Source organism: Pseudoalteromonas sp. SG44-17 (genome assembly GCF_014164235.1).
GTDB lineage: Bacteria > Pseudomonadota > Gammaproteobacteria > Enterobacterales > Alteromonadaceae > Pseudoalteromonas > Pseudoalteromonas rhizosphaerae.
In genome coordinates this window covers 1-25,195 of record NZ_JACJEV010000013.1, presented here as the reverse complement: position 1 = coordinate 25,195, position 25,195 = coordinate 1, and the positions used below count along the sequence as shown (strand labels likewise).

The following is a 25,195-nucleotide window of genomic DNA, read 5'->3' as shown; positions in this document are numbered from 1 at the left end:
GGGCATAATCATATATGAAAACTATAACCTAACTTGGGTAAATTGCCAGTGGCAGTTATTCGGTAAAGGTTTTTAGCTTTTTAATGCTTTGTGCTAAAAACGGAATATCTAAACCTTGCTCTATTGAAAAGCCTTGAGCAGCAGAGATATTTTTATAATTACCATCAGAATCAATTAATGTAATACGGTCTTTCTTATAGGCAATAAATACGCCTTGCGAATAATTAACGCCCATATCGCCTTTTTTGTTATACAGATTAACGCCTAGCATGCTTTGCTTTGCGATATCAGCACAATTTAAATATTGGCCAACGCTTGTGGCAATTAAATCGCTTGGCTGGATCAAGCCTTCAGTGCGGGTTACTTTTCTATCCGTGCTGTATAAAGATGAAGCACTCACAATACCGTGATCAACATCGGCTAAACTAAATGCAAATACTTGATTGACTCCCTCTCGAAGCGCAGTGTTTTCATCGGCTTTAATGATACGAATTGCTGCATCACCCGCTGTTGTATTATTGATATAGTTAAAATCATCAAAGCCACTGACACTAATACTACGACGATTACTTTGCCACACCGGTAATGTTTGCTCTGTCATTAAGGCTGGCTTGTAGTATGCAGGTAAACCGTAAATCAAGCTAAATAGTACATCTTGATGGTGAACGGGTTGTAAAAACTGCTCTGTTTTATTTAAATTTTTGTGCTGTTTAGCAAAATTAGTTAACGCAGGTGCAGAGCTAAACACTAAAATATCGACTGTCGCAGCAGTAAAGTCTTCACAGCGAGAAATTGGTGTTGGAGCCGTGTAATCTACATTTTGTGTATTAACCTTTACGTTATGTGCTTGCTCGTAACTTTCAATATCAAGTAAATCATTTTTTGCCAATAAACTTTTTGCTGTCGTTGGGTAGGACAAGGGTAAAACATTATCTTGCTTAGTAATGTCAAACTTCAAATTTGCATCAGCCCAAATATGAATACTGTGGCTCATCGCAAAACATACCAATAACAATGAGCCGGCGTAGCGAGCAAATTTATATTGTTTTAAGCGAGCTAAATGGTGCCATGTATAGTTACTTGCTAATAACTGAAATGCAAAAATAAGCATTACAATTCCCCCAGCGAGCAGGGTTGTCAGCGCTGGAGAGCTAGTTAAACGATGCCACAATAAGGTAATAATCTCAGGTAACGCAGAGCTACTTAAATGGTAGCCTAAGTTAAAATACACATAGGCATCAAGCGTCAGTAGTGATGCACCACAAGTGGCAAGTATTGCAGCCATACCGCGGATATGACGTGGATAAGGAAATATTAAACTTAGCGGAAATATCGTCAGTACAAAGGCAATAAAGGTAATAAAACTAGTGTGACTAAGCCATGTCACTAGCATATAAAGAATACCCATAAAGCTGGTAGGTGGAGAGTCAGCAAATAAGTAACTTAAACTTATGAGCAACACTAAGCCGATATTGGCAAAAGTAAACAAATGCCCCCAACTTAATAATTGACTCGCTTTAGACGAAAACTGATTGTGCTGCGATAAATTCATAAAGTCTATTTAACCGATTGCGCAAGTGCTTTGGCAAAATTGTCTGCAACCGCTTGTCTTTTCCCTGTTGGTACATGCTCTTTTAAGATATGCGTGATAGAATTTCCTAAACACATAAGACTTAAATCAACCGGCGCATTGTGCTTAGTTAACACATCAATGAGCTGATCGACGATTTGTTCTACTTCATCATTAGAATATTTTGATAAGATTGGCATCAGTTGGTTCAATAAAAGAGTTATATTCTCACATTTTAACACCAGAGGCGTGAAAAACAAAGATGGCAATAGATGTTAAAAAGTTAGTCGTTCATTATGTAGACAAAAAAGACGACGATACGCAAATTCATTTGCGCAATGACGAAATGGCAGTGAATGATAAAGTCGCTGTATTCATCGAGCAACTTCATCACGCATACAACGGCAAACCAGGAAAAGGGTACTGTGCTTTTAGTGGTGATAAAAACTCTGTAGTTGCATCAGCCATGCAAAGTTACCGCAACAGCGAGCTTGGCTTTTGGCACATGACAGAGCAAGCTTCAGCTGTACTTAAAGAGGAACTTGATAAGTACGCGTTTAACGAAACTGGCTATTTAGTATTTTGTCATTATCAATACGTAGCAACCGATTATATGCTGATTGCAATGATCAACATCAAAGAGCATTACTCTATTACCTCTGAGCTTGATTTAGCCTCGTCACGCCATTTAGATATTTCCCGCATGCAACTAGCTGCACGCATCGATTTAACTGCGTGGGACACCCAAGCAGAAGACAATCGTTATATCTCATTTATTAAAGGCCGAGCAGGGCGCAAAGTCGCCGACTTCTTCTTAGACTTTTTAGGTTGCGAAGAAGGCATCGATCCTAAACAGCAAAGCCAAGTAATGCTCAATGCAGTTGAAGATTATTTATCAGAGCAACAATTTGATAAATCTGAAAAAGACGATCTGCGTAAACAAGTATTTGATTACTGTAATGACTGCGTTACTACTGGTGAAGATGCTAACGTCAGCGAGTTATCAGCAACGCTTACCAAAGGTGACGACAACCCATTTGAAAGCTTTTGCAAAGAGCAAAGCTATGATTTAGAAGAGTCATTCCCGGTCGATAAAAAAACAGTTACCAGTATGGTTAAATTCTCTGGCCTTGGCGGCGGTGTTAGCATCAGCTTTGAGCGCAAACACTTAGGCGAACGGGTAATGTACAACGAGGCCACTGATACGTTAGTTATTAAAGGCATACCGCCGAACCTTAAAGACCAATTGCAACGGTTTATGGAAAGTGAAGATTAGAGCCATAAGCCATAAGCCATAAGCCATAAGCAGTAAGTTTTAAGCAGATTTGAATTAGTTGAAAGCGTGGTGTTTACACCGCGCTTTCTTGTTTTTGCTGTGTGCCGAAGCATAGTTACAGTCGATACTAAATTAATTAAGTTGTATGAAAAAACCACCGCGAATAAGATTATTACTCTAGCTTTTAATACAAAAAATAATTTAACCAAAATAGTAACTTGGCTATAGTTTATTAATAAAAGTGAATTATAAAATGAGTTTATCTACAGGTTTAGTCGTTAAGGAGGAAAAGTGAAATTTGGATTAATGTTTTGCTGTTTTTTGTCACGGCAAGTGTGTTTGCCAAGCCTAATTTTATTAAGGTTAATGGCTATGATATTGAGTACGAAATCGCGGGGAGTGGCAAGCATACTGTATTTTTAGAGGCTGGTGGCTCTGCGGGGTTATTTGATTGGGAGCCGGTTTTTGAAAAGCTTGCAAAGGAAGCCCGCATCATTCGTTATTTAAAAATTGGTAACGGCGGTTCTACGCAATTGAGAAAAAACTACAGCTCGGAAGAGTATGCAAACGAAGCTCTCATGTTACTTGAAGCGTTACACGTTGAAAAACCAATCGTCTATATTGCTCATTCATATGGTGCTTATACCGCAAGACGATTCGCTGCAACTTACCCTGAGTGGGTTTCAGCCCTCATGCTGATTGAGCCTGCTTCGGAGCATGATGTTGATATCATGCGCCAAATTGATCTTGCAAAAGCTGAGAAAGAAATAGCACAAGTGAAATTAGACGATATGGCTAATGGTATGTCCAACCAGTATCTGGACTTTTGGGCGAAAAGACCATTGCCAGATTATCCACAGATCCCAGATATTCCATTAACCGTTATTGCATCCGTGAAAAAGTATAAAAATCCGCCATTACTCTTTTTTACCGATGAAGGCCGAAAATGTGGGGCGAATTGCATTCAGCTTGGGCTGAGTCTTTTCCACAAGGTAAAGCTGTATTAACAGATAAGAGCTATCATTATCCTCAAAATGATGAACCAGATAGGGTGGTGCAAGAAGTAATTGAATTATTGAAAAGAATTAAAGACTAATAAGTGCAGGGAATTGATTTACATGATTTGCCGCTGCAGTAAGCGATGAGACGGTATAGTTAGCTATGTGCTTACAAATAATTTAACCAAAATAGTAACTAGGCTGTGTTTAGTTTACAAATGAAAATAAATCAAATCGAGTCATTTTTTAGACTTGTAGATAAGCCGATATAGCTGTGATGATTTAAGGACTGATATGAGTAATAAAAAGGAAGGTAAATCAGCAAATAAAACCTTAGGTGTATATATGGCAATAGGGTGTGGAGTTGGCTCTGCTATCGGTGTGGTTATTGATGTAATATTTAACATATTACATTTTAGTTTAGCTATTGGCATTGCTGTTGGCGCTGGCATTGGTCTTTCAGTTGGCACCGCAATACAAGAAAAGAAAAAATAACAAACATCCCTAATAATATGAGCCTTCGACTTGCCATCGTTTTAGATAATCAATTAGTTACTGTATAATTTAACGAGTCTAGGTGTTTATGAGCAAAGCTAAATTGTTTTTACACTTTTCATATTTCTTGCTCATGATTTTTGTGCACAAAAGCACTAGGCCAAAATCAAAGTTCAAGTATTTGAATGCTAACGTTGGGTGCTGAATTTAAATATGAAAATTATACTGCTTCCTGGCCTTGATGGTACTGGCCGTCTGTTTGCTAAATTGACAAAAAACTTGCCTGAAAATATAAATACTGAAGTGATCTCATATGAATCACTTGAAGGCGTAACTTATGCTAAACAAGCGGCAGAAATAGCAAAGCGTTTTAAAGATACTGATATTTATATTGTCGCGGAGTCTTATTCTGGGCCGGTGGCTTGTGAGCTTTATAAGCTACTTGGCAGTCGTGTGAAAGGCATCGTATTTTTGGCCAGCTTTATCTCAGCGCCTTCTTTGTTATCTAAGTTGGCAGGCTTTTTACCTGTTAGCTTACTGTCAGCAAATTATTTAAGTAAAAAGCTACTTTATCTGTTTGGTTTTAGTTTAACGGGTGGCCAAACGTTGGTTTATCCCGTATTTGCTTCGCTGCAAACAGCGAATAAACGTAAACTCAAATTAAGATTAGGCAACATAGCTGGCCTTTCAAAACAACAGTGCGAGTTAGATTGCCCAGTGACTTATATTCGCCCTAGTAGAGATTTACTGGTAAGCGCGAGTGCGGTGAAGTACTTAGCGTCAATGTGTTCCAGCTTCAGCCAAGTTGAGATTGAAGGCGGACATTTTATAGCGCAATCAAACCCTGTAGCATGTGCTAAGGTTATTTGTGATACATTCAACGTAGCATCGGCGTTGATAAAATTGAACTTAAAGGAAGATTATAATGGACAGTACATCTCATAAAACAAAAGGCCATTGTCGTTGTGGACAGGTAAAGTTTGAAGTTAGCGCAAAGCCAATGATCACCATGGCTTGTCATTGCACTGGCTGTCAGAAAATGACTTCTAGCGCATTTAGCTTAAGCTCATTATTTCAGCGAGCTGCCTTTTCTATTACATCTGGAGCGCCTGTTATTGGCGGGCTGCATGACAGTAGTACGCAGCACTTTTTTTGTGGACATTGTATGAGCTGGTTATTTACCCACCTAGAAGGTTTGGATGATTTTGTAAATGTTCGCTCAACAATGCTAGATGACTCTCGCACCTACAAACCATTCATTGAAACTTACACTGATGAAAAACTTGAGTGGGCGAGTACGGGGGCAAAGCACAGTTTTTGTAAGTTTCCACCGCAGGAAAAGTTTCCTGAATTGCTGCATGAGTATGCGCAAAAACAAGGATAAATACAGCGTTATCTTTCATGCGCTTTTTATAAATAACAAGTGCAATGTGCTGTTTGTTTTCCATCACTATTTATCTAATATCTCTGCTTTAGCTAGAGCCTAGTAAATCGTTCTCTTTAACCTTATAACTGCTATTAAAAAAGCCGCGTTAATTTTCATTAACGCGGCTTTTTAGTGTGCTTTTAAGCTAAACCAAAAGTGTTAGTCAACACTCATGGTTTTAGTCATTGCAGCTTTCGCGCGACCAGCTGGTTTGATAGAACCGGCACGTAAGCCGCTATCTGGAATAGCGTCACGTTTGTCGTGTGCCATCGCTTTTGGCGTATGGGCGACTTCGCTATCTGCAACGGCAGTAGGTTGTGCCATTGGCGCACTTGCTTTACCTGAAGTGATCACTGTTTTAGTGTGCGCTACAGGTTTTGCAGTAGGCTTAGTCTTTGCCATTGGTGCTTCCTCAACAACTACTTCTGAAGCAGGTTCAGCAGCAACTGGTGCTTGTTCAACCACTTCTTCAGTTGCTTCAGCAGCAACAGGCGCTTGTTCAACCACTTCTTCAGTCGGTTCCGCAGCAACTGGCGCTTGTTCAACAACTTCTGGAGTTGGTTCAGCAGCAACAGGCGCTTGTTCAACCACTTCTTCAGTTGCTTCAGCAGCAACAGGTGCTTGTTCAACCACTTCTTCAGTAGGTTCTGCAGCAACAGGCGCTTGTTCAACGACTTCTGGAGCAGGTTCAGCAGCAACAGGCGCTTGTTCAACCACTTCTTCAGCAACTGGCGTTTGTTCAACCACTTCTTCAGTAGGTTCAGCAGCAACAGGTGCTTGTTCAACCACTTCTTCAGTTGCTTCAGCAGCAACAGGTGCTTGTTCAACCGCTTCTGGAGTAGGTTCAGCAGCAACAGGTGCTTGTTCAACCGCTTCTGGAGTAGGTTCAGCAGCAACAGGTGCTTGTTCAACCACTTCTGGAGCTGATTCAGCAACGGCAGGTTTTTCTTCAACTGCTTCTGCAGCTTGCTTATTTTGCTTGGCTTTTAACTCAGCTTCATATTCAGCAGCGGCTTGATCTGCAACTGGAATAAATGCTGGTGGTTGTGTACCTTGCGTTGGCGTAGCTTCTTCACCCTCAGGACGACGACGGCGTTGGCCTGCAGCGCGAAGATGACGAGGAGAGCGGCGTGAACGTGTACGAGTTTGGCCTTGATCTTCATCAATCGATGTTACTGTCTCTTGCTCGTTTGGTGCCGTCTGTTCAGCTTTTTGCTCAGGCGCTTCAACAGCCGTTGTTTCAACAGCAGTAGTCTCAACCGGTGCTTTAACTTCTTCAGTTTGAGTTACAACTGGCTTAGCTGGCTTGTCATCAACAACAGGCGTAGCTTTTTGCTCTGCGTCATTGTTGGTTGTAGCCGGTTGTGCATTTTCATCTTGCAGGCGAACTTTTTTACGTAAGTTACGGCGCTGACGACGAACCTTAGGTTTTTGCTCCGTTGCTTCAACAACGACATCTTGGCTTGGTGCAACGTCTTTTACGTCAGCTTTTGCTTCGGTTTTTTCTGCTACTACTTTGCTGTCATCGTTACGGTTATCGTTACGCTTACGTGAGTTAGGATTGCGACGACGTTTGTTACGGTTATCGTTTCTTTCCTGTTGCTCGTTGTTTTGCGTGTTTTCAACTGCTGGCGTTTCTTCAGCTACGCTCTCCGTACGCTCGCTTTGCGGTTTAGTGCGTGAATTATTGTTACGGCGACGTTGGTTATTACGACGACGTGTATCACCGTCATTGTTACGACGTGGATTATTACGAGATTCACTCGCTGTTTTTTGCTGCTGTTGCTCTTTACTTTCTGTTTGCTCAGCAGGCGTTGCAAATAAAGCCTTAAACCAATTGCTGATGGTCGTAAATAAACTTACCTGCGGCTGGGCTGCAACACTTTGTGGTGCCGCTGCTGGGGCTGCTTGAGCCTGAGCTTGTGGTGCTGGTGTTGATGGCATAACTACGCCTTTTAACACCGGCTCTTCACGTACCGCGACCGTTGGTGTTTTTGATGTTTCATACACTTCTTGTTCAGGTAATGTGATTTGCTCGTAGCTTGCTGCTTCAATTGTTTCATCTTTACGCAAACGCATTACTTCATAATGTGGTGTATCCATATGTTGATTTGGAATGATCACCACATCACAGTTATGACGTTTTTCGATGCGATGCACGCTACGGCGTTGCTCATTTAACAGATATGAGGCAACCGCTACAGGTACTTGGGCATTAACTTGTGAGGTATTGTCTTTAATCGCTTCTTCTTCGATTAAACGTAGGATTGACAATGCAATCGACTCGTTTGAACGAATAGTACCTTGACCACTACAACGTGGGCATGGGCCTTGGCTCGCTTCACCTAATGAAGGGCGTAGGCGCTGACGCGACATTTCAAGTAAGCCAAAACGCGAAATTTTACCAATTTGTACACGGGCACGATCTGGACGAACAGCATCTTTTAAGCGATTTTCTACTTCACGTTGATGGCGCGGTGGTGTCATATCAATGAAGTCGATAACGATTAAGCCACCCAAGTCGCGTAAACGTAATTGGCGAGCAATTTCGTCTGCAGCTTCTAAGTTGGTATTAAGCGCAGTTTCTTCGATATCGCCGCCTTTAGTGGCTTTAGATGAGTTGATATCGATAGAAGTAAGTGCTTCAGTTGGGTCAATAACAATTGAACCACCAGAAGGTAAGCGTACTTCACGTTGAAACGCAGACTCAATTTGGCTTTCGATTTGATAATGAGTAAAAAGAGGCACTTCACCTTGATAAAGTTTTACACGGCTCATGAAGTCAGGGCGAAAACGCTCAATGTGCGCTTTAGCTTCTTCAAATACACGGGCTTTATCAATTAGGATCTCACCTATGTCACGGCGTAAATAATCGCGAATCGCACGGAAAATCACGTTGCTTTCTTGATGAATTAAGAACGGTGCTTTACCGCCATCAGAGGCTTGCTGAATCGCATCCCAATGAACAAGCAGCGCTTTTAAATCGTAGTTTAGTTCTTCAAACGATTTACCAACACCGGCAGTACGCACGATTAAACCCATGCCTTTAGGCAGTTCTAAACGACTTAAAGCTTCTTTAAGTTCAGTGCGTTCATCACCTTCGATGCGACGAGAAATACCGCCAGCACGAGGATTATTAGGCATTAAGACTAAGTAGCTACCTGCAACACTAATAAAAGTGGTGAGGGCTGCGCCTTTTTGGCCGCGTTCTTCTTTGTCTACTTGGACAATAACTTCTTGACCTTCTTTGATCACGTCACGAATATTCGGACGACCATGGAAAGTATAACCTTGTGGGAAGTAAGTACGGGCTATTTCTTTTAAAGGAAGGAATCCGTGACGATCAGCGCCGTAATCAACAAAGGCGGCTTCTAATGACGGTTCTATACGAGTGATTTTGCCTTTATAAATATTGGCTTTTTTTTGTTCGTGACCCGGGCTTTCGATATCTAAATCATACAGGCGCTGGCCATCAACCAGTGCTACGCGCATTTCTTCTTGCTGCGTCGCATTGATTAGCATACGTTTCATATTGTTACTCTACTGTGTTATGTCTCTGACATGACGAAACTTTTCGCCTGTTCAGTTGCTCCCATCGCTTCTTTTTGTACAATCTCACGACTGGGTCTGTGGGGGAGCTTGGTACTGTATCCGTACTCTAAGTATCTTTATGGTGCTGGCTGACAATAACGTGTTGTCACGTTATTAAATTCTATTATGGTGCCAAAACTATCGGCTGTTTTTTTACAGTGACGTATTCGAGTTCTGTCCAGAGTCGACCATTAATTAAATTAACTTGTACGGTTACAACACATCTGCTGAACGGCGTATTGTACGCCGTCACGATCAGACAAATTATCTGTTCAAATTGCTTTTTTCATCAACATTAAATAACACTTCATGCTCAAACTTAACTGGCGATATATTACACGCATCGGAGTTAATTGAAGGCACGTGTAAACTGGGTATGTATAAAAGCTTTGGAAAACTTATCTCGGATCTGTATGATCAATTACCCAGAATGTGCATCACGAATGTTTTAATGTGTTAAAAAGCACCGTTGTTATTTGCAAATATATATTTGCGACGGTGATTATCCCATTATTATAACTGTGTTAGCAACTAAAATTATTTTACTTAAATCAGTGATTAGGCAATGTCAGAAAAAACCGGCTTACAAGTATCTTTCGTCACGATTACCGAAGACCATTTAGGTCAACGGATTGATAACTTTCTTATTACTCATTTAAAAGGGGTGCCTAAAAGCGCTGTGTATCGAATTCTTCGCAAAGGGGAAGTGCGGGTTAATAAAAAACGCATCAAACCTGTGTATAAATTACAACTCGATGACATCGTTCGTATTCCACCAATACAAATAGCTGAACGTGAAGAGTTTGTGCCTAAAAACCTTGATGTAGTGACCAAACTTGAAGAGGCTATTTTATTTGAAGATAAATACCTTATCGTCATTAATAAACCATCAGGTATGGCTGTGCATGGCGGCAGTGGGCTCAGTTATGGTTTAATTGAAGCATTGCGCGTATTGCGCCCAGATGAGCGCAGTTTAGAGCTTGTACATCGTTTAGACCGTGATACATCAGGCTGTTTGTTAATCTCGAAACGTCGTTCAGTGTTGACCAGCTTGCATGAACAGTTACGTGAAAAAACCATGGAAAAGAATTACTGGGCATTGGTTGATGGGCAATGGGATTCTAAAACTAAAAATGTCACCGAAGGGCTGCGTAAAAACACCCTACAATCAGGTGAACGAGTAGTACGTGTGGATAACGTTGAAGGTAAACCTTCACATACTCGTTTTAAAGTACTGGAACGCTTTGCTGAATGTTCGTTAGTGCAGGCATCACCAGTAACCGGTCGTACTCACCAAATTCGTGTGCATACACAATGTCAAGGTCATGCAATTGCTTGTGATGATAAATATGGCAACCAAGCATTTGATGCGGCGATGCGTAAAGTGGGATTAGGGCGATTATTTTTACATGCGCACGATTTGAGTTTTTATCACCCAAAAAATGAAACTACTATGCGAGTAGAAGCGCCGCTTGATAAAGCGCTGGCTAATTGTATTAAAACGTTACGTGCAGCAAAACCGTGAAACCCTATAAATTAGTTATATTTGATTGGGATGGCACGGTGATGGATTCAGTGGCTAAAATAGTTAACTGTATGCATCAATCTGCGAGAGTCTGTGGTGTAGTTTGCCCCAGTGACGAGGCGGTTAAAAATATCATTGGTTTATCACTTGAGCAGGCCGTGACGGTGTTATTTCCTCAGCAGAGCCATTTACACGCTGATTTAATCGCCGGTTATAAGCATCAGTATAAACATCTTGATAATACGCCTACGCCTTTATTTGCTGATGTAGAACAGACTTTAGCGGCATTAAAAAACCGTGGCGTATTGTTAGCTGTTGCTACTGGCAAAAGCCGAGTCGGCCTTGAACGCTTGCTGGATGAAACACAGTTACGGGATTACTTTGTAGCGACCCGCACCAGTGATGATGCATTGTCAAAACCAGCTCCTGATATGTTGTTGCAACTGCTCGATGAACTCAATATTAGCCATGATGATGCGCTGATGATTGGCGACACCAAAATAGATATGGCGATGGCAAAAGCGGCCAATATTGACCGTTTAGGTGTAACTATGGGGGTGCATAACGCCCAGCAGCTAAACGAGTTTACACCGATTGCGACAGTTGATTCGTATCAGCAACTAGCTGCGCGTTTAGTTTAAGTCGTAGTGAATAAATAGTTAGTCTTGATTACTTAACACATCCAGATCAAACTCAGTCAATAATTGGCTGAGTTTGATAAGTGGTAAACCAATCAAGCTATTAGGGTCATCACCGCTAAGCTTTTCAAATAAACAAATACCTAAGCCTTCGCTTTTAAAGCTGCCTGCACAATTGTAGGGTTGCTCTGCGTCACAGTAAGCAGATATTTGTGCTTGTGTCAGTGTTCTAAATGTAACATTAAAGGGTTCAACTAGGGTTTTTGTTTTATTGCTTTGAATATCATAAACACATAAGCCCGTTAGAAATGTGACTGTATTACCGCTAAATAAACTCAGTTGTTTAATGGCATTTTCTTTGTTGTGTGGTTTACCTAAGATTTGTTGCTCAAATACGGCAACTTGATCAGAGCCAATTACTAAGCCTTGTTTAAAAAGGGCAGTGGCTGCGCGTGCTTTGAGTTCACTTAAGCGTTTTACAAGTTCAACAGGGGCTTCATTGGGTAGTGCTGATTCGTCAATATCAGGTGAAAAACTGTCGAACGGCAGATTAAATTTTTGCAATAAAGACTGACGAAAGGGTGAACTTGAGGCTAAAATAAGCGGGTGCTGCATGGATTGTTTTCCTAATGAAAATTAGATTGAGTTAGGATAAATCAGATCCGTTGGCAAAACAAAGAAATGAATCGCGAAAAACCAGCTAAAATTGGTTTTTTACTTTGACTAACCAAGTAACTATCTATATGATGCAGCCCCTATGCAAAAGGTGAAAATTCCCATCACTCTTCATCCAGGCAAGGCAGCGCAACACCGTTTAAAGTATGACGGCATTGTACCGCTTGAAAAACTTACCCGTTTACGGGAAGTTGTGCAGGAAGAAGTAGGTGAAATAGCGGTAAAAATTCATTGCAAAAACGATGATCAAGGTTTCGCTGTGATTAGAGGCAATTTGTCCACACATGTTACTGTCACTTGTCAACGTTGTAATGGTGATTTAGGGTTGGATTTGGTTCAAGACTTTGTTTATTCACCAGTCGGTGAGGATACAGAGTTAGAGATTTTTCCAGAAGACTACGATGAAGTAGCGCTTGATGAAAATGGTGAAGTTAACGTTTTTGATTTAATCGAAGACGAACTAATTTTAGCCGTGCCATTAGTTGCTACCCACAACGAAGCTTCATGCAGTTATTCAGCAAAGCCTGCCAGCTTTGGTGTTTTAAAAGCGGAAGATGATAAACCAAATCCATTTGATATTTTGAAACAACTTAAGAAAGATTCTTAGGAGAAGACTATGGCTGTACAAAAAAGCAAAAAGTCTCGTGCAAGACGCGGCATGCGCCGTTCACACGATGCGATCAGTGGTCCAACTTTAACTGTAGACCAAACATCTGGTGAGACTCATCGTCGTCACCATGTGACTGCAGATGGTTACTACAAAGGCGTTCAAGTAATTTCTAAATAAGAGATTGCTTTTATGCTGACCAATCTAACAATTGCGTTAGATATGATGGGGGGCGATTATGGCCCCCGTTCATCTATCCCCGCAGCCGTTAACGCGGTAAATGCAAATGCCAACCTAAGATTGATCTTATGTGGCAACGAACAAGTAATATCTAAAGAACTCGAGTCTCTCGATTCTCTATCTCATCCTCGTTTAATAATTCGTCATTGTAGTCAAGTAGTCACCAATAGTTGTGAACCGTCTTCTGCTGTGCGATCTAAAAAAGATTCCTCAATGCGCGTTGCTCTTGATTTAGTTAAATCAGGTGAGGCACAAGCGTGCGTTAGTGCCGGAAATACCGGTGCATTATTATTTATGGCTCACTATGTGCTGAAAATGTTGCCAGGCGTAAAACGTCCTGCATTGATCTCTGCTGTGCCAACTGAGCGAAAAAATCCGGTTTACTTACTTGATTTAGGTGCGAACGTGCATTGTGATGCACAAACCTTATATCAATTTGGCATTATGGGTTCGGTTGTCGCAGGGCAAGCACTGGGCTGTGATAGTCCAAAAGTGAGTTTATTAAATATTGGCTCCGAAGACATTAAGGGCCATGAAGATATCAAACAAGCTGCACAACTGATGCAACAATGTAGCTACCTTAATTATACTGGTTACAGCGAAGGTAGTGATATTTTTACTGGTAAATCAGATGTGATCGTCTGTGAAGGTTTTGTGGGCAATGTGGCTTTGAAAACCTGTGAAGGGATTGCCAAGCTGATTATGTTTAAGCTTACCAAAGCACTGCAAAAGCACTTTTTCTATAAATGTTTAGCATTTATGTTACAGCCAGTAATAAAAAAACTCTATAAACGGGTGAACCCCGACCAGTATAACGGCGCTTCTCTGGTAGGATTGCGCGGTATTGTCGTAAAAAGCCATGGAAATGCCTCAGCTAAAGCATTTCATGCTGCTATCGACGAAGCTGCTAGAGAGGTGGAACGTCAACTTCCTGAAAAAATTGCAGCTATCTTCGAGCAAACACATTCAACTAAAAAAGTCGCAACTGACGATTAATTACTATGTCAGGTGTGTACTTAAACATTTATTTATTTGTTTAATTAAAAGAGCAAAGTATGGCACAAAAAATTGCACTTGTTTTTCCGGGTCAAGGCTCACAATCTGTGGGTATGTTAAGTGAACTATTAGAGCAATCTGATATTGTTAAAGCGACGTTTGCGCAAGCATCAGCGGCACTTGGTTATGATTTGGCTGCATTAGTACTTAATGGTCCAGAACAAGAATTAAATCAAACCCATCGTACGCAACCGGCATTATTAACAGCATCAGTGGCAATTTACCGCCAATGGCTTGCTGCAAATCCAGATGCAGACGTAACGATGGCAGGTCACAGTTTAGGTGAATACTCAGCGCTGGTATGTGCTGATGTGTTGAGCTTAGGCGAAGCTGTAAAATTGGTTGAAAACCGTGGTTTATATATGCAAGAAGCTGTGCCAGCAGGCGTGGGTTCAATGGCTGCGATCATTGGTTTAAGTGATGACGAAATTAAAGCCGCGTGCTTGGCATCAGCACAAGGTGAAGTGGTTGCACCAGTAAACTATAACTCACCGGGTCAAGTTGTGATTGCAGGTCATAAAGCCGCAGTAGACAGAGCATCAGAAGCGTGTAAAGAAGCCGGTGCAAAACGTGCATTGCCTTTATCGGTAAGCGTACCTTCACATTGTGAACTAATGAAACCAGCGGCAGAAAAATTAGCAAAAGATTTAGCTGCTTTAACATTTAATACACCTAAGTGTGATGTAATTAATAATGTTGATGTAACAGCTGCAAGTTCAGCGGACGCTATTAAAGATGCATTAGTGCGTCAACTATACAGTCCAGTACGATGGACAGAAACAGTACAAGCATTGGTAGCGCAGGGCATTACCCAAAGCTACGAGTTTGGCCCTGGAAAGGTGTTAACGGGTCTTGCTAAACGCATTGATAAAGCAATGGTATGTGGTTCGGTGAATAGCCAAACTGCCATTGACGAAGCAAAATAAGAGTAGGAAAAAATGGCAAATTTATTTTCGTTAGAGGGCAAAGTTGTCCTAATTACAGGCGCTAGTCGCGGTATTGGTAAAGCAATCGCCACTACATTGGTAGCACAAGGTGCTAAAGTTGCCGGTACTGCAACCAGCGAGTCTGGTGCTGCAAATATCAGCGAATACTTAGGCGAGAATGGTAAAGGTTATGCGTTAAACGTAACTGATCCTGCGTCGATCGAGGCGACACTTGCTGCGATAAAAGCAGATTTAGGCGATATCGACGTATTAGTAAATAATGCCGGTATTACCCGCGATAACTTACTTATGCGTATGAAAGATGCAGAGTGGGACGATATCATTGATACTAACTTGAGCTCAGTTTTTCGTTTATCTAAAGCAGTGTTACGCCCGATGATGAAAAAGAAAAACGGTCGAATTATCAATATAGGTTCAGTTGTTGGTACAATGGGTAATGCAGGGCAAGCTAACTACGCAGCAGCTAAAGCGGGTGTAATTGGTTTTTCTAAGTCGTTAGCGCGTGAAGTTGCTTCTCGTGGTATTACAGTCAACGTAGTTGCTCCTGGTTTTATTCAAACAGATATGACCGACAGCTTAACTGACGAGCAAAAAGCAGCTACGCTTGCTAATGTTCCTGCTGGGCGTTTAGGCCAACCGGATGAAATTGCCGCCGCAGTATGTTACTTAGCATCTGATGCAGCAGCGTATGTTTCAGGCGAAACTTTGCACGTAAATGGTGCGATGTACATGGTGTAAGGAACTTTGTTCCTATTTTGTTTTGAGGCGGCTTGTCGAAAAATGTTGAATTTTTTGTTAACTTGCTTTAAACATACTTGAATTCGTGCTGAAAATAAGCGATAAAAGACACAAATAACCGTCAAGAGGTTTGACCAGATAAAAAATTATCAGCAAATCCTTGAATCACAGAATTATGCGCCGTAAACTACGCCGCAATCTGAAAATAACGCATTGGCGTTTTTAATAAAGGAAAGAAGAATGAGCGACATCCAAGAACGCGTAAAGAAAATCATCATTGAGCAACTAGGTGTTAAAGAAGAAGAAGTAAAGCATGAAGCTTCTTTCGTTGATGACTTAGGCGCAGATTCACTTGATACTGTTGAATTAGTAATGGCTCTTGAAGAAGAGTTCGATACTGAGATCCCAGATGAAGAAGCTGAAAAGATCACTACAGTACAAGCTGCAATCGATTACGTAACGGCTCACGCTGAGTAATCAATCGCATATTAAGGGCAGCGTTCGCTGCCCTTAATCTATCTATACCCTGTATTTCCACGCATTTGGGTATTAATACCCACCAGAAAAATAATAATTCCCTTATTGGAGGCAAACCGTGGCTAAACGTCGAGTCGTCGTAACTGGCTTAGGAATGTTGACGCCGCTAGGTAATGATGTTGAATCAACCTGGCAAGGCTTGTTAAATGGCAAAAGTGGTATCCAAACTATCACTCATTTTGATACATCTAGTTTTGGCACCAAGTTCGCTGGTTTGCTGAATGATTTTGATGCGTCAGCCTATATGCCGGCAAAAGATGCTAAAAAAATGGATTTGTTCATCCAGTATGGCATTGCAGCAGGTGTACAAGCACTACAAGATTCTGGCCTTGAGATCACAGAGCAAAACGCAGCCCGCGTTGGTGTTGCTGTGGGTTCAGGCATTGGTGGTTTAACACTTATTGAAGAAAACCACATAAAGTTATTAAACAGTGGCCCACGTAAGCTTTCTCCTTTTTACGTGCCGTCGACCATTATCAATATGATCTCTGGTCATTTATCGATTATGCACGGTCTACGTGGTCCAAATATCTCTATCGTGACAGCCTGTACAACAGGTTTACACAACATTGGTCACGCTGCGCGCATGATTGCTTATGGTGATGCTGATGCGATGGTTGCCGGTGGTGCAGAGAAAGCCTCAACGCCAATTGGTATGGGTGGTTTTAACGCTGCACGTGCGTTATCAACCCGAAACGACGATCCGCAAGCTGCATCACGTCCATGGGACAAAGACCGTGATGGCTTTGTACTTGCTGATGGTGCAGGTGTTATCGTACTTGAAGAATACGAGCATGCGAAAGCCCGAGGTGCAAAAATCTATTCTGAGTTGGTTGGTTTTGGTATGAGCGGTGACGCTTATCACATGACGTCGCCACCAGAAGATGGTGCCGGCGCAGCCTTGGCAATGGAAAATGCTTTAAACGATGCGCAAATCAATGCAGATCAAGTGGGTTATATTAATGCTCACGGTACATCGACTAACGCTGGCGATAAAGCAGAAACCTCTGCAGTTAAGTCAATTTTTGGTAATGCTGCCAAAGATGTGATGGTGAGTTCATCAAAATCTATGATGGGTCATTTACTCGGTGCAGCAGGCTCTGTTGAATCAATTATCACTATTTTGTCGTTACAAGATCAAAAAGTAACACCAACAATTAATCTTGATAACCCTGATGAAGGCTGTGATCTGGACTACGTTCCACACACGGCTCGTGATGCGAAACTTGATTACGCATTATGTAACTCATTTGGTTTTGGTGGTACTAATGGCTCGTTGGTATTTAAAAAGGTATAATCTTTTTTAACAACGAGACAAAATAAGAGCCCAGTTGTTACTGGGCTTTTTTATATGCAAAATATGCCAAAACAAAAAACTCACATAGCGCAAACAATAAAATTAGTCACGCCACAGCAAGGCGTTAGCATAAGTAGCAATGATCGCGGTTTTAATTATGGCGATGGCTTTTTTACAACAGCAAAAATAGTTGATGCTCAAGTAGAGCATTGGCCACTTCACAGTGCACGATTAGTTGAATGCGCGCAGCGACTTAGTTTTGGTGAGCTGGATTTATCGGCACTGCAGCAAGCAATCGCTGAGTATATTAAGACGGTTTCGCTGGGCGTGTTAAAAATAGTGGTTACACGTGGTGAAGGAGGGCGTGGTTATGGCCTTCCTGAACAAAGCAATTTATTGATTGTACTGTCGCTATTACCGTTTCCTTCACACTACGCTCAATTAGCACAACAAGGTATTAAACTCGCTATTAGTCCTGTGCAACTTGCATCGCAACCATTGCTTGCTGGTTTGAAAACGTTAAATCGTTTAGAGCAAGTAATGATCAAACGCGCCATGCAAGGGCAAGATTGTGATGATGTACTGGTGTGTGATTATCACCATAATGTGATTGAAACCTCTGCGGCAAATATTTTTGCTATTAAAAATGGTCGAGTTTTTAGTCCAAGTTTGCAAAACTGTGGCATTCAAGGGGTTTATCTGCAATCACTGTGTGATAAGTTAACCATTGAATTTACTGATATTAAGCTAGAACAATTGCTGCAAATGGAGGCAGTATTTAGTTGTAATAGCTTAATGGGAATTGTGCCTGTTACAGCGATTGATGGTATGCAATTTGAGTTAGCAAATAGTTTAGTATTATTGCATGGTTTATTTACCAAGGAGTCTGCGTGTTAAGAGTGATTATATCGATTGTGTTGCTAGCATTATTGGTAACTGGAGTTGGTTATCAACAGTTGCAAGCTACTATTAACAGTAGTTTAAAAGCGCCAGCAAATACGTTGTTTGAAGTTAAAAAAGGCACGGGGTTTAATCAACTCTGCCAACAGTGGCAAGCAAAAAAATGGTTAGATGGGTGCTTACGTTATCAGATACTCGCGAAACTCGATCCGACACTGACGGATTTAAAAGCTGGTTTATATCAACTTAATAACGCCACGGTGCTTGATAACATTCGGCAAATCAATCAAGGTAAACAAGTAAGCTTTAGTTTTACAATTATTGAAGGTCAGTCACTTCGTGACGTGTTAGCGGCAATAAGTAAAGCCCAGTACCTTCGTCAAGATTTAAGTCTTGGTGAGTTATCTCAGCAAATAGTCGGCTCTGAGCAGCATTTAGAAGGGTGGTTATTTCCTGATACCTATTATTATCATGCTAATGATACGACAAGCTCAGTGCTCAAACGAGCGCATAAAATAATGCAAAATGTACTTGATGAGGCTTGGCAAAACAGGGCTGCTGATTTACCGTTTAAAACGGCCTACGAAGCATTGATTATGGCCTCAATTATTGAAAAAGAAACAGGTCTTGCCAGCGAACGGCCATTAATAGCCTCTGTATTTACTAATCGACTAAATACAAAAATGCGCTTGCAAACTGATCCAACCGTGATTTATGGCATTGGTGCTGACTTTGATGGTGATATAAAACGTAAAGATTTAACTAATCATACTCCGTATAATACATATAAAATTAATGGCTTACCGCCTACGCCGATTGCTATGCCGTCAAAAGCGGCAATACTTGCAGCAGTCAATCCACCTGAGTCTGAGTACCTTTATTTTGTTGCCAAAGGCGATGGTAGCCATCAATTTTCTAAAACCTTAAAAGAACATAACAAAGCAGTACAAGATTACTTACGTTATCAAAAACAGTTAAGCAAATCAGAGTAAAGAATATAAAACGAGAAAGCCGATTAATGCTTTTTCAAACTAAAAAGAGAGATCATGACAGCAGCAAAATTTATTGTGATTGAAGGCTTAGAAGGGGCCGGTAAATCGACAGCTATAGCAATTTGCCAACAGTTTTTAGAGCAGCACAAAGTTGATTTTATTAATGTACGCGAGCCCGGCGGCACACCCATCGCTGAAGCACTGCGCACTATTGTAAAAGATAACCATGTCGAACAGATTGCCAGCGAAACAGAATTACTGCTGATGTATGCAGCCCGTTCGCAACTGCTACATAATGTTATTCGTCCAGCACTTGCTAAAGGACAATGGGTATTAGGCGATCGTCACGATCTATCATCGCAGGCTTACCAAGGCGGCGGACGTGAAATTGCCGCTACTACGTTAGATTCTCTCGCCAATATTGTATTAAAAGGTTTAAAACCAGATCTGACCATTTATTTGGACATTGAACCTGCGGTGGGCCTTGCCCGTGCGAAAGGACGCGGTGAACTGGATCGTATAGAACAACAAGCATTGAGTTTTTTTGAACGTACCCGCTCACGCTATTTAGAACTCGCAAATAGTGATGACACTATTAAAACAGTTAATGCAGGTCAAAGTATGCAATTAGTACATCAAGATATTATTACCGTGCTTGAACAATTTATGAAAAGTAACAATTAACATGATTTATCCTTGGCTTAGCAATGTTGAGCAGCAATTAGCAGCCAGTTTTAATGCTGGGCGTTTTCACCATGGACAATTATTTAATGGTCAACAAGGTGTTGGTAAGCGCGCCTTAGTGGAGCAGCTGGCTAATGCATTATTGTGCTTGTCTGCAACTAACTTAGTCCCTTGTGGGCATTGTAAGAGCTGCCATTTAAATCAAGCAGTTACTCATCCTGACAAATATGTAGTGCAAGCTGATGGACAAAGCATTGGTGTGGATGATATTCGCAGTGTCAGCGATTTCATGCATCAATCAGCGGCGCAAAATGCCAATAAAGTGGTGGTGATCAATGATTGCCATAAAATGACCACAGCGGCGGCCAATGCCTTACTTAAAACGTTAGAAGAGCCCAGCCCACAGCGATTTTTGTTACTAACAACGAGTGCGACAACGCAATTACCGGCCACTATTTTAAGTCGCTGCGCGCTTACACAAGTAAAAGTGAATGACGCCAATGTTGCTATGAATTGGATTTCCCAACTGCACGTTCCTGCATATCCATGGTTAAAAATGTTTACCCAGCAGCCATTATTGATTGCCCGTTGGCAACAAGATGAGCAGCTGGAAGTAATCGATGAATTGTATAAGTTTGCAACTGAGCTAAAACAAGGCCATAATTTCAGTGCGTTAGTTGATATTATCAGTAAAGATACAGAGCGTGTTCGCGTCTTTTGTTTATTTTTAAGCGAACAATTAAAACAACAACTCATTGCTGGAATGGATTTTGATTCATATCAGAGTGCGCAAAATGCATTGGCCGAATTTGTGCAAAACAGTACACAGATATTAGGATTGAACTTGCCGTTGGCAGTGTCTCGTTTAGCGTATCGTTTACGTAAAAGCTATAAGTAGGATTATTGTGCAAGAATTATTAGTCGATTTAGATGATCTAGATGAATTATACCGCTGCTATATGCCGTATTTAAAAAATGGTGGACTATTTGTGCGCACTAATATGCGTTATGAGATGGGTCATTCATTGGCATTAAAAGTGACATTACCGGATGCGCTTGAAGATGATGTAATAACCGGAAAAGTTACATGGATCACGCCACAAGGCGCGCAAAGTTCTAATCCACCGGGCATTGGTATTAGTTTTATCGATGATAAAACTAACCTAAATGTGAAGATCGAAAAACTACTAGGGACTATGTTAAACTCTGGTAATCCAACTTATACCATGTAGTAAGCAGTAACATGATTGTAGATTCTCATTGCCATTTAGACCGACTCGATTTTGATAAACTCGATTTAAACTTAGACCAAGTACTTGATAGTGCACGGGCTAAACAAGTTGAACACTTTTTATGTGTGAGTGTCACACTTGATCAATTCCCTAGTATGCTAGAAAAAATTCAAGGCTATAGTGATGTCTCTGCCTCGTGTGGTGTTCACCCGCTTGATCAAAAAGACGCACTTGATAAACAACGCTTAATTGATTTAGCAAGCCACGATAAAGTAGTAGCAATTGGCGAAACAGGGCTTGATTACTATTATTCGAAAGACACCCATGCCGTGCAACAAGCAAGTTTTGTGGGTCATATTGAAGTGGCGAACGAGTTACAAAAACCACTTATAATTCATACTCGCGATGCGCGCGACGACACCATAAACTTAATGCGTGAACATAACGCACAAAAGTGTGGTGGTGTATTGCATTGCTTTACTGAAGATTGGGATATGGCTAAAAAAGCCATCGACTTAGGCTTTTATATTTCTATCTCTGGCATTGTGACCTTTAAAAATGCCGTAGAGCTTAAAGATGTTGTTAAACAAATCCCTCTTGATAGATTATTAATCGAAACAGACTCGCCTTATCTAGCGCCAGTACCGTATCGTGGGAAAACTAATCAGCCCGCTTATGTGCAAGATGTTGCTTATTACATTGCTGATTTAAAAGGTATTAGCTACAAAGAGCTAGCCAAAGCGACTACGGAAAACTTCTACTCATTGTTCAACTTAGTGAACAAAGGTTAATTAGCATATGAGCACAGCATCACTCCCTCTATTAATAATGGGGCCGATGGTGCGCCGAGCTGATGCTGCAGAGGTTTGCATACAGTTTGCAACGTCTGTAGCATCACAATTTAGTATTGAATTTGATGATATAGACGTTTTTAGTGAGCAACAGAGCATTGCTTTAGGTACTCATCTTTACTTGCACTTTGTGATCGTAAAACCGATTGCCGCAACATTGCCTGTTAATCAGCTGATCAGCTACCGCCTATTAAACAGCAACTCAGACGTTGATTTAAGTGATTTTTGTTATCAAGGAAAAGCCACCCCTGAATTTGTGATCCCGCAAAAACTTGAGCAGATTTTACATGGCTCATGCCGTAATCCACATCATCCTGCAAAAGATAGCTTAGTGGCTGCGAATGATTTTCAACAGCAAAATCGCAGTGTAAATCAAACCGGGGCGGATGTTTTACTGCTCTCTGGTGATCAAGTGTATGCCGATGATGTTGCTGGTGCGATGTTATTAGCAATTGAACGACTGATCAGCGTATTAGGAATATACCAAGAGCAACCACTGGCAATTGATTTACCTGCACAGTTAAGTGAACAACTGTATCAGCGCCACTTATATTTACCGACGGTCCCTTGGCAAAAACGTAATAAAATAGGGGTTGGCTATTGGCTAAAAAAAGATGAGCCACATTTTTCAAGCTTAAAAGCTGCAAATCACTTGATCTTTTTTGAAGAGTTTATAGCCCTTTATTTACTCAATTTTAGCCCGTTACTGTGGGACTTAATTGACTTTGATAGTATTAGCTATCAAGCAAGCACACCCAAATGCCAGCAAGTTTTTGATAATGAAAAAGCAGCTTTAACGGATTTTAAAAATGGCTTAGTACACGTTCAGGTGCTACTGGCAAATATTTCAACGTTAATGATGTTTGACGATCATGATGTTACCGATGATTGGAACTTGACGGCTGGTTGGGAGCAGGTTATTTACCAACATCCAGTTAGCCGCCGTATTGTTAATAATGGCTTGATCAGTTATTGGCTGATGCAAGGCTTTGGCAATGATGCAGGTCATAAAACAGCCGCTTTACTTGATGCGTTTAAGACGAGTTTTTCTGAGCAAAAACAATGGCAATTTAAAGCGTTTGATAAAACCATTCTCGAGTTTAATCATTGGCATTATGAGCTGAATACTGTGCCTAAAGTGGTCGTGCTGGATACCCGCACTCATCGTTGGCGTAATGAGCAAAACTTTAATGAGCCCTCTGGTCTACTTGATTGGGAGCGTCTCACTGAGCTCGAAGACAGTTTAGTGACTCATGAACAAGTGATCATTGTCTCACCCGCACCGGTGTTTGGCGTTAAATCAATTGAAGCTATTCAGTCATTGTTTAATATTTGCGGACAGCCATTATTAGTTGATGTTGAAAACTGGATGGCCCACGAAGGCTCAGCTAAAAAGTTACTGGATACCTTTCGCCGTGACGATACCCCTAAAGAAACACTTATTTTATCGGGTGATGTACATTACTCATTCTGTTTTTCCGTACAGAAACGCTTTGGTAAGCACCCCAATAGAATTTGGCAACTTACTGCCAGTGGTATTAAAAATGAGTTTCCGCGTAAATTAATTAACGTGCTGGATAAGTTAGACTCGATTTTATACGCGCCGAAAAGCCCGTTAAACTTTTTTACAAAGCGTTGGCAGATGGAAGTCGATAAACATCAAACCATCGGGGAGGGGCAAAAATACTTGGTGAGTGATTCAGCGATTAGTTTGATTGAATTACAACAAGGAAAGCTGGCGCGTTATCAGTTACTCCATCCCGATAATCGCACCACAGAGTTTGATTTAAGCAATGATTAATTTAATGGTTTGCGCTGTTGTCTTACATAGTCGCTCACGTTACTTACTGTATCTAACCAATAACCGTTAGCAGGATCTTTCAGATAAACAAGCAATTGCTCGAGTACTTTTGCGTCAGTGGTATATTGATCTCCGTTACCAATTTCATGGCCCGCTAAAATCAACCAAGCATTATTTTCCCGTAATTGATCCAGCATGGTAATGATTTCATCAAAACTCATTCCGTCGATCCTAAGTCCTGTTAGCTGTGCAAAATCAGTAAAATTAGGATTATTAGCTGACTCATCTAACCAAGTTCGGCCGCTGTCAAAATGTTTAGCGATTAAAGGCACGTAGCTCTTAGTATCAATGCCCCGGCCAACAAATGTATTGCCGCACGGATAAGCAAAGGCGCGAGGGGTCACTCCTAAATGATCTTTTAGGTATTGCTGCGCTGATAAAATATCATTTTCAAGCCACTTGAGTGTAATGTGTTCAAGTGATAAGTCTTGTGCTCTTAACCATTCAAAATTCCCTGTACATACGTGGCTGCTAGTATGATTTGCAATTTCATGGCCCGATTTTACCGCGTCTTGCCACTGAGTTAGGCGCTGCTTGACGTTAAAAGGGGAAACATAAAAAGTTGCTTTGACTTGGTACCTGTTCAAAATCGCAGCGCCAACATCGACTTGGCTGTGACGGGCATCATCAAACGTGATACTCACAGCATTTTGCGCTTTATGCGGGTAATTAAAACCAAGGTATTTTTGCGACTCAGGATTGGCAATAACAGAGAATGACAGTACTGAAATAGTCATGATCAATGAAGATATTTTTAACATGGTAGTCCTTACACTTTCTTTGGGCGTGTTGACCTTTTATGGTTAATTTTGCAGCAGTATGTTTGGTATTTAGGCAAGGCAGAGCCTATGTAGTGTGGTTGTTCCCCATAAATAGGCGATAACGCAGTATAAATTCCAAACATGCGCTGCCCAAAGGGTTCTTCCTAGGGGCGATTAACTCTTTGTTACTTACATGGATGTCATAGGTAGGTACTTAAGAAAAATATTAAGTACAGCCTTAAAAATTTGGCTCTACCCCATACTGAAATACTCCTGTTTTTCGATCGCGTTTGGGGTG

The 25,195-nt window shown here is 41.2% G+C and carries 25 protein-coding genes and 1 pseudogene; 21 read left to right on the top strand and 5 right to left on the bottom strand.

What is annotated here, in order from left to right; all coding sequences use genetic code 11:
- Positions 1-55: 55 nt before the first annotated feature.
- Entirely contained in the window at positions 56-1,552 is a 1,497-nt protein-coding gene (locus tag H5182_RS11125) for a DUF3413 domain-containing protein (protein ID WP_182760024.1), read from the bottom strand.
- Positions 1,553-1,557: 5 nt separating this feature from the next.
- Positions 1,558-1,770 carry a DUF1414 domain-containing protein gene (locus H5182_RS11120; RefSeq protein WP_016707302.1) on the bottom strand — a complete coding sequence of 71 codons (213 nt, stop codon included), beginning with the start codon at positions 1,768-1,770 and terminating at the stop codon, positions 1,558-1,560.
- Between the two features lie 62 nt (positions 1,771-1,832).
- Here H5182_RS11120 and yejK point away from each other — a divergent pair, with 62 nt between their 5' ends.
- The 5 genes and pseudogenes from yejK to H5182_RS11095 all read left to right on the top strand — a co-directional run bounded on the left by yejK (position 1,833) and on the right by H5182_RS11095 (position 5,723).
- Positions 1,833-2,846: a nucleoid-associated protein YejK gene (gene yejK / locus H5182_RS11115; protein ID WP_149982371.1), complete on the top strand. Its 1,014-nt coding sequence runs from the start codon at positions 1,833-1,835 to the stop codon at positions 2,844-2,846.
- A 302-nt stretch (positions 2,847-3,148) separates the two neighbouring features.
- Positions 3,149-3,942 (top strand): annotated as a pseudogene (locus tag H5182_RS11110) (alpha/beta fold hydrolase).
- Between the two features lie 196 nt (positions 3,943-4,138).
- A complete protein-coding gene (locus H5182_RS11105) occupies positions 4,139-4,339 on the top strand; it encodes a hypothetical protein (RefSeq protein ID WP_182731426.1) in 201 nt (66 codons plus the stop codon).
- A 213-nt stretch (positions 4,340-4,552) separates the two neighbouring features.
- On the top strand, positions 4,553-5,284 hold the full coding sequence (locus H5182_RS11100; RefSeq protein WP_182731427.1) for an alpha/beta fold hydrolase: 732 nt from the start codon (positions 4,553-4,555) through the stop codon (positions 5,282-5,284).
- Positions 5,265-5,723, top strand: coding sequence for a GFA family protein (locus H5182_RS11095; RefSeq protein WP_145233578.1), 459 nt, complete (start codon positions 5,265-5,267; stop codon positions 5,721-5,723). Before H5182_RS11100 ends, H5182_RS11095 begins: the two co-directional genes overlap by 20 nt.
- 201 nt (positions 5,724-5,924) lie before the next feature.
- On the opposite strand, the gene rne is transcribed toward H5182_RS11095, so the two are convergent.
- Positions 5,925-9,296 (bottom strand): ribonuclease E, encoded by a 3,372-nt coding sequence (gene rne, locus H5182_RS11090; RefSeq protein WP_182760023.1) that lies wholly within the window; start codon positions 9,294-9,296, stop codon positions 5,925-5,927.
- A gap of 625 nt (positions 9,297-9,921) precedes the next feature.
- On the opposite strand from rne, the gene rluC reads away from it, so the two are divergent.
- Both rluC and H5182_RS11080 read left to right on the top strand, forming a co-directional pair.
- Positions 9,922-10,881 carry a 23S rRNA pseudouridine(955/2504/2580) synthase RluC gene (rluC, locus tag H5182_RS11085; protein WP_182760022.1) on the top strand — a complete coding sequence of 320 codons (960 nt, stop codon included), beginning with the start codon at positions 9,922-9,924 and terminating at the stop codon, positions 10,879-10,881.
- Positions 10,878-11,522 (top strand): HAD-IA family hydrolase, encoded by a 645-nt coding sequence (locus H5182_RS11080; protein ID WP_182718733.1) that lies wholly within the window; start codon positions 10,878-10,880, stop codon positions 11,520-11,522. The genes rluC and H5182_RS11080 overlap by 4 nt, the downstream gene beginning before the upstream one ends.
- Before the next feature lie 18 nt (positions 11,523-11,540).
- On the opposite strand, the gene H5182_RS11075 is transcribed toward H5182_RS11080, so the two are convergent.
- A complete protein-coding gene (locus H5182_RS11075) occupies positions 11,541-12,134 on the bottom strand; it encodes a nucleoside triphosphate pyrophosphatase (RefSeq protein ID WP_145233583.1) in 594 nt (197 codons plus the stop codon).
- A gap of 142 nt (positions 12,135-12,276) precedes the next feature.
- Here H5182_RS11075 and yceD point away from each other — a divergent pair, with 142 nt between their 5' ends.
- The 14 genes from yceD (at position 12,277) to H5182_RS11005 (ending at position 24,076) form a co-directional block, all read left to right on the top strand.
- Positions 12,277-12,801: a 23S rRNA accumulation protein YceD gene (yceD, locus tag H5182_RS11070; RefSeq protein ID WP_145233584.1), complete on the top strand. Its 525-nt coding sequence runs from the start codon at positions 12,277-12,279 to the stop codon at positions 12,799-12,801.
- 9 nt (positions 12,802-12,810) lie between these two features.
- The gene (rpmF, locus tag H5182_RS11065) at positions 12,811-12,981 is read left to right on the top strand and encodes a 50S ribosomal protein L32 (RefSeq protein WP_002962381.1); all 171 of its coding nucleotides are present in this window, start codon (positions 12,811-12,813) and stop codon (positions 12,979-12,981) included.
- Positions 12,982-12,993: 12 nt separating this feature from the next.
- Positions 12,994-14,037 (top strand): phosphate acyltransferase PlsX, encoded by a 1,044-nt coding sequence (gene plsX, locus H5182_RS11060; protein ID WP_145233585.1) that lies wholly within the window; start codon positions 12,994-12,996, stop codon positions 14,035-14,037.
- Positions 14,038-14,096: 59 nt separating this feature from the next.
- Positions 14,097-15,023 (top strand): ACP S-malonyltransferase, encoded by a 927-nt coding sequence (gene fabD, locus H5182_RS11055; protein ID WP_182760021.1) that lies wholly within the window; start codon positions 14,097-14,099, stop codon positions 15,021-15,023.
- A 12-nt stretch (positions 15,024-15,035) separates the two neighbouring features.
- Positions 15,036-15,782, top strand: coding sequence for a 3-oxoacyl-ACP reductase FabG (fabG, locus tag H5182_RS11050; protein WP_145233587.1), 747 nt, complete (start codon positions 15,036-15,038; stop codon positions 15,780-15,782).
- A gap of 240 nt (positions 15,783-16,022) precedes the next feature.
- Complete coding sequence (gene acpP / locus H5182_RS11045) at positions 16,023-16,259, top strand: acyl carrier protein (RefSeq protein ID WP_016707440.1); 237 nt, start codon at positions 16,023-16,025, stop codon at positions 16,257-16,259.
- A 118-nt stretch (positions 16,260-16,377) separates the two neighbouring features.
- Positions 16,378-17,616, top strand: coding sequence for a beta-ketoacyl-ACP synthase II (fabF, locus tag H5182_RS11040; RefSeq protein WP_149982366.1), 1,239 nt, complete (start codon positions 16,378-16,380; stop codon positions 17,614-17,616).
- Positions 17,617-17,670: 54 nt separating this feature from the next.
- Positions 17,671-18,513: an aminodeoxychorismate lyase gene (pabC, locus tag H5182_RS11035; protein WP_259398279.1), complete on the top strand. Its 843-nt coding sequence runs from the start codon at positions 17,671-17,673 to the stop codon at positions 18,511-18,513.
- Complete coding sequence (gene mltG / locus H5182_RS11030; RefSeq protein ID WP_149982365.1) at positions 18,507-19,508, top strand: endolytic transglycosylase MltG; 1,002 nt, start codon at positions 18,507-18,509, stop codon at positions 19,506-19,508. The genes pabC and mltG overlap by 7 nt, the downstream gene beginning before the upstream one ends.
- 54 nt (positions 19,509-19,562) lie before the next feature.
- Complete coding sequence (gene tmk / locus H5182_RS11025; protein WP_182760019.1) at positions 19,563-20,192, top strand: dTMP kinase; 630 nt, start codon at positions 19,563-19,565, stop codon at positions 20,190-20,192.
- Between the two features lies 1 nt (position 20,193).
- Positions 20,194-21,090, top strand: a complete 897-nt coding sequence (gene holB, locus H5182_RS11020) for a DNA polymerase III subunit delta' (RefSeq protein ID WP_149982363.1) — start codon at positions 20,194-20,196, stop codon at positions 21,088-21,090.
- Between the two features lie 7 nt (positions 21,091-21,097).
- Positions 21,098-21,424 carry a PilZ domain-containing protein gene (locus tag H5182_RS11015; protein WP_145233592.1) on the top strand — a complete coding sequence of 109 codons (327 nt, stop codon included), beginning with the start codon at positions 21,098-21,100 and terminating at the stop codon, positions 21,422-21,424.
- 11 nt (positions 21,425-21,435) lie between these two features.
- Positions 21,436-22,215 (top strand): TatD family hydrolase, encoded by a 780-nt coding sequence (locus H5182_RS11010; protein WP_145233593.1) that lies wholly within the window; start codon positions 21,436-21,438, stop codon positions 22,213-22,215.
- A 7-nt stretch (positions 22,216-22,222) separates the two neighbouring features.
- On the top strand, positions 22,223-24,076 hold the full coding sequence (locus H5182_RS11005; protein ID WP_145233594.1) for a metallophosphatase: 1,854 nt from the start codon (positions 22,223-22,225) through the stop codon (positions 24,074-24,076).
- On the opposite strand, the gene H5182_RS11000 is transcribed toward H5182_RS11005, so the two are convergent.
- Complete coding sequence (locus tag H5182_RS11000; RefSeq protein WP_182760018.1) at positions 24,073-24,897, bottom strand: polysaccharide deacetylase family protein; 825 nt, start codon at positions 24,895-24,897, stop codon at positions 24,073-24,075. The genes H5182_RS11005 and H5182_RS11000 overlap by 4 nt on opposite strands.
- Positions 24,898-25,195: the final 298 nt, after the last annotated feature.

Excerpts from the sequence above, each read along its gene's own strand:
- holB (WP_149982363.1), top strand. The coding sequence starts at position 20,194 with ATGATTTATCCTTGGCTTAGCAATGTTGAGCAGCAATTAGCAGCCAGT.
- fabD (WP_182760021.1), top strand. The coding sequence starts at position 14,097 with ATGGCACAAAAAATTGCACTTGTTTTTCCGGGTCAAGGCTCACAATCT.
- tmk (WP_182760019.1), top strand. The coding sequence starts at position 19,563 with ATGACAGCAGCAAAATTTATTGTGATTGAAGGCTTAGAAGGGGCCGGT.
- H5182_RS11095 (WP_145233578.1), top strand. The coding sequence starts at position 5,265 with ATGGACAGTACATCTCATAAAACAAAAGGCCATTGTCGTTGTGGACAG.
- H5182_RS11120 (WP_016707302.1), bottom strand. The coding sequence starts at position 1,770 with ATGCCAATCTTATCAAAATATTCTAATGATGAAGTAGAACAAATCGTC.
- H5182_RS11005 (WP_145233594.1), top strand. The coding sequence starts at position 22,223 with ATGAGCACAGCATCACTCCCTCTATTAATAATGGGGCCGATGGTGCGC.
- H5182_RS11010 (WP_145233593.1), top strand. The coding sequence starts at position 21,436 with ATGATTGTAGATTCTCATTGCCATTTAGACCGACTCGATTTTGATAAA.
- H5182_RS11100 (WP_182731427.1), top strand. The coding sequence starts at position 4,553 with ATGAAAATTATACTGCTTCCTGGCCTTGATGGTACTGGCCGTCTGTTT.
- H5182_RS11125 (WP_182760024.1), bottom strand. The coding sequence starts at position 1,552 with ATGAATTTATCGCAGCACAATCAGTTTTCGTCTAAAGCGAGTCAATTA.
- rpmF (WP_002962381.1), top strand. The coding sequence starts at position 12,811 with ATGGCTGTACAAAAAAGCAAAAAGTCTCGTGCAAGACGCGGCATGCGC.
- rne (WP_182760023.1), bottom strand. The coding sequence starts at position 9,296 with ATGAAACGTATGCTAATCAATGCGACGCAGCAAGAAGAAATGCGCGTA.
- yejK (WP_149982371.1), top strand. The coding sequence starts at position 1,833 with ATGGCAATAGATGTTAAAAAGTTAGTCGTTCATTATGTAGACAAAAAA.
- H5182_RS11075 (WP_145233583.1), bottom strand. The coding sequence starts at position 12,134 with ATGCAGCACCCGCTTATTTTAGCCTCAAGTTCACCCTTTCGTCAGTCT.
- plsX (WP_145233585.1), top strand. The coding sequence starts at position 12,994 with ATGCTGACCAATCTAACAATTGCGTTAGATATGATGGGGGGCGATTAT.
- fabG (WP_145233587.1), top strand. The coding sequence starts at position 15,036 with ATGGCAAATTTATTTTCGTTAGAGGGCAAAGTTGTCCTAATTACAGGC.
- H5182_RS11000 (WP_182760018.1), bottom strand. The coding sequence starts at position 24,897 with ATGTTAAAAATATCTTCATTGATCATGACTATTTCAGTACTGTCATTC.
- pabC (WP_259398279.1), top strand. The coding sequence starts at position 17,671 with ATGCAAAATATGCCAAAACAAAAAACTCACATAGCGCAAACAATAAAA.
- acpP (WP_016707440.1), top strand. The coding sequence starts at position 16,023 with ATGAGCGACATCCAAGAACGCGTAAAGAAAATCATCATTGAGCAACTA.
- H5182_RS11105 (WP_182731426.1), top strand. The coding sequence starts at position 4,139 with ATGAGTAATAAAAAGGAAGGTAAATCAGCAAATAAAACCTTAGGTGTA.
- yceD (WP_145233584.1), top strand. The coding sequence starts at position 12,277 with ATGCAAAAGGTGAAAATTCCCATCACTCTTCATCCAGGCAAGGCAGCG.
- rluC (WP_182760022.1), top strand. The coding sequence starts at position 9,922 with ATGTCAGAAAAAACCGGCTTACAAGTATCTTTCGTCACGATTACCGAA.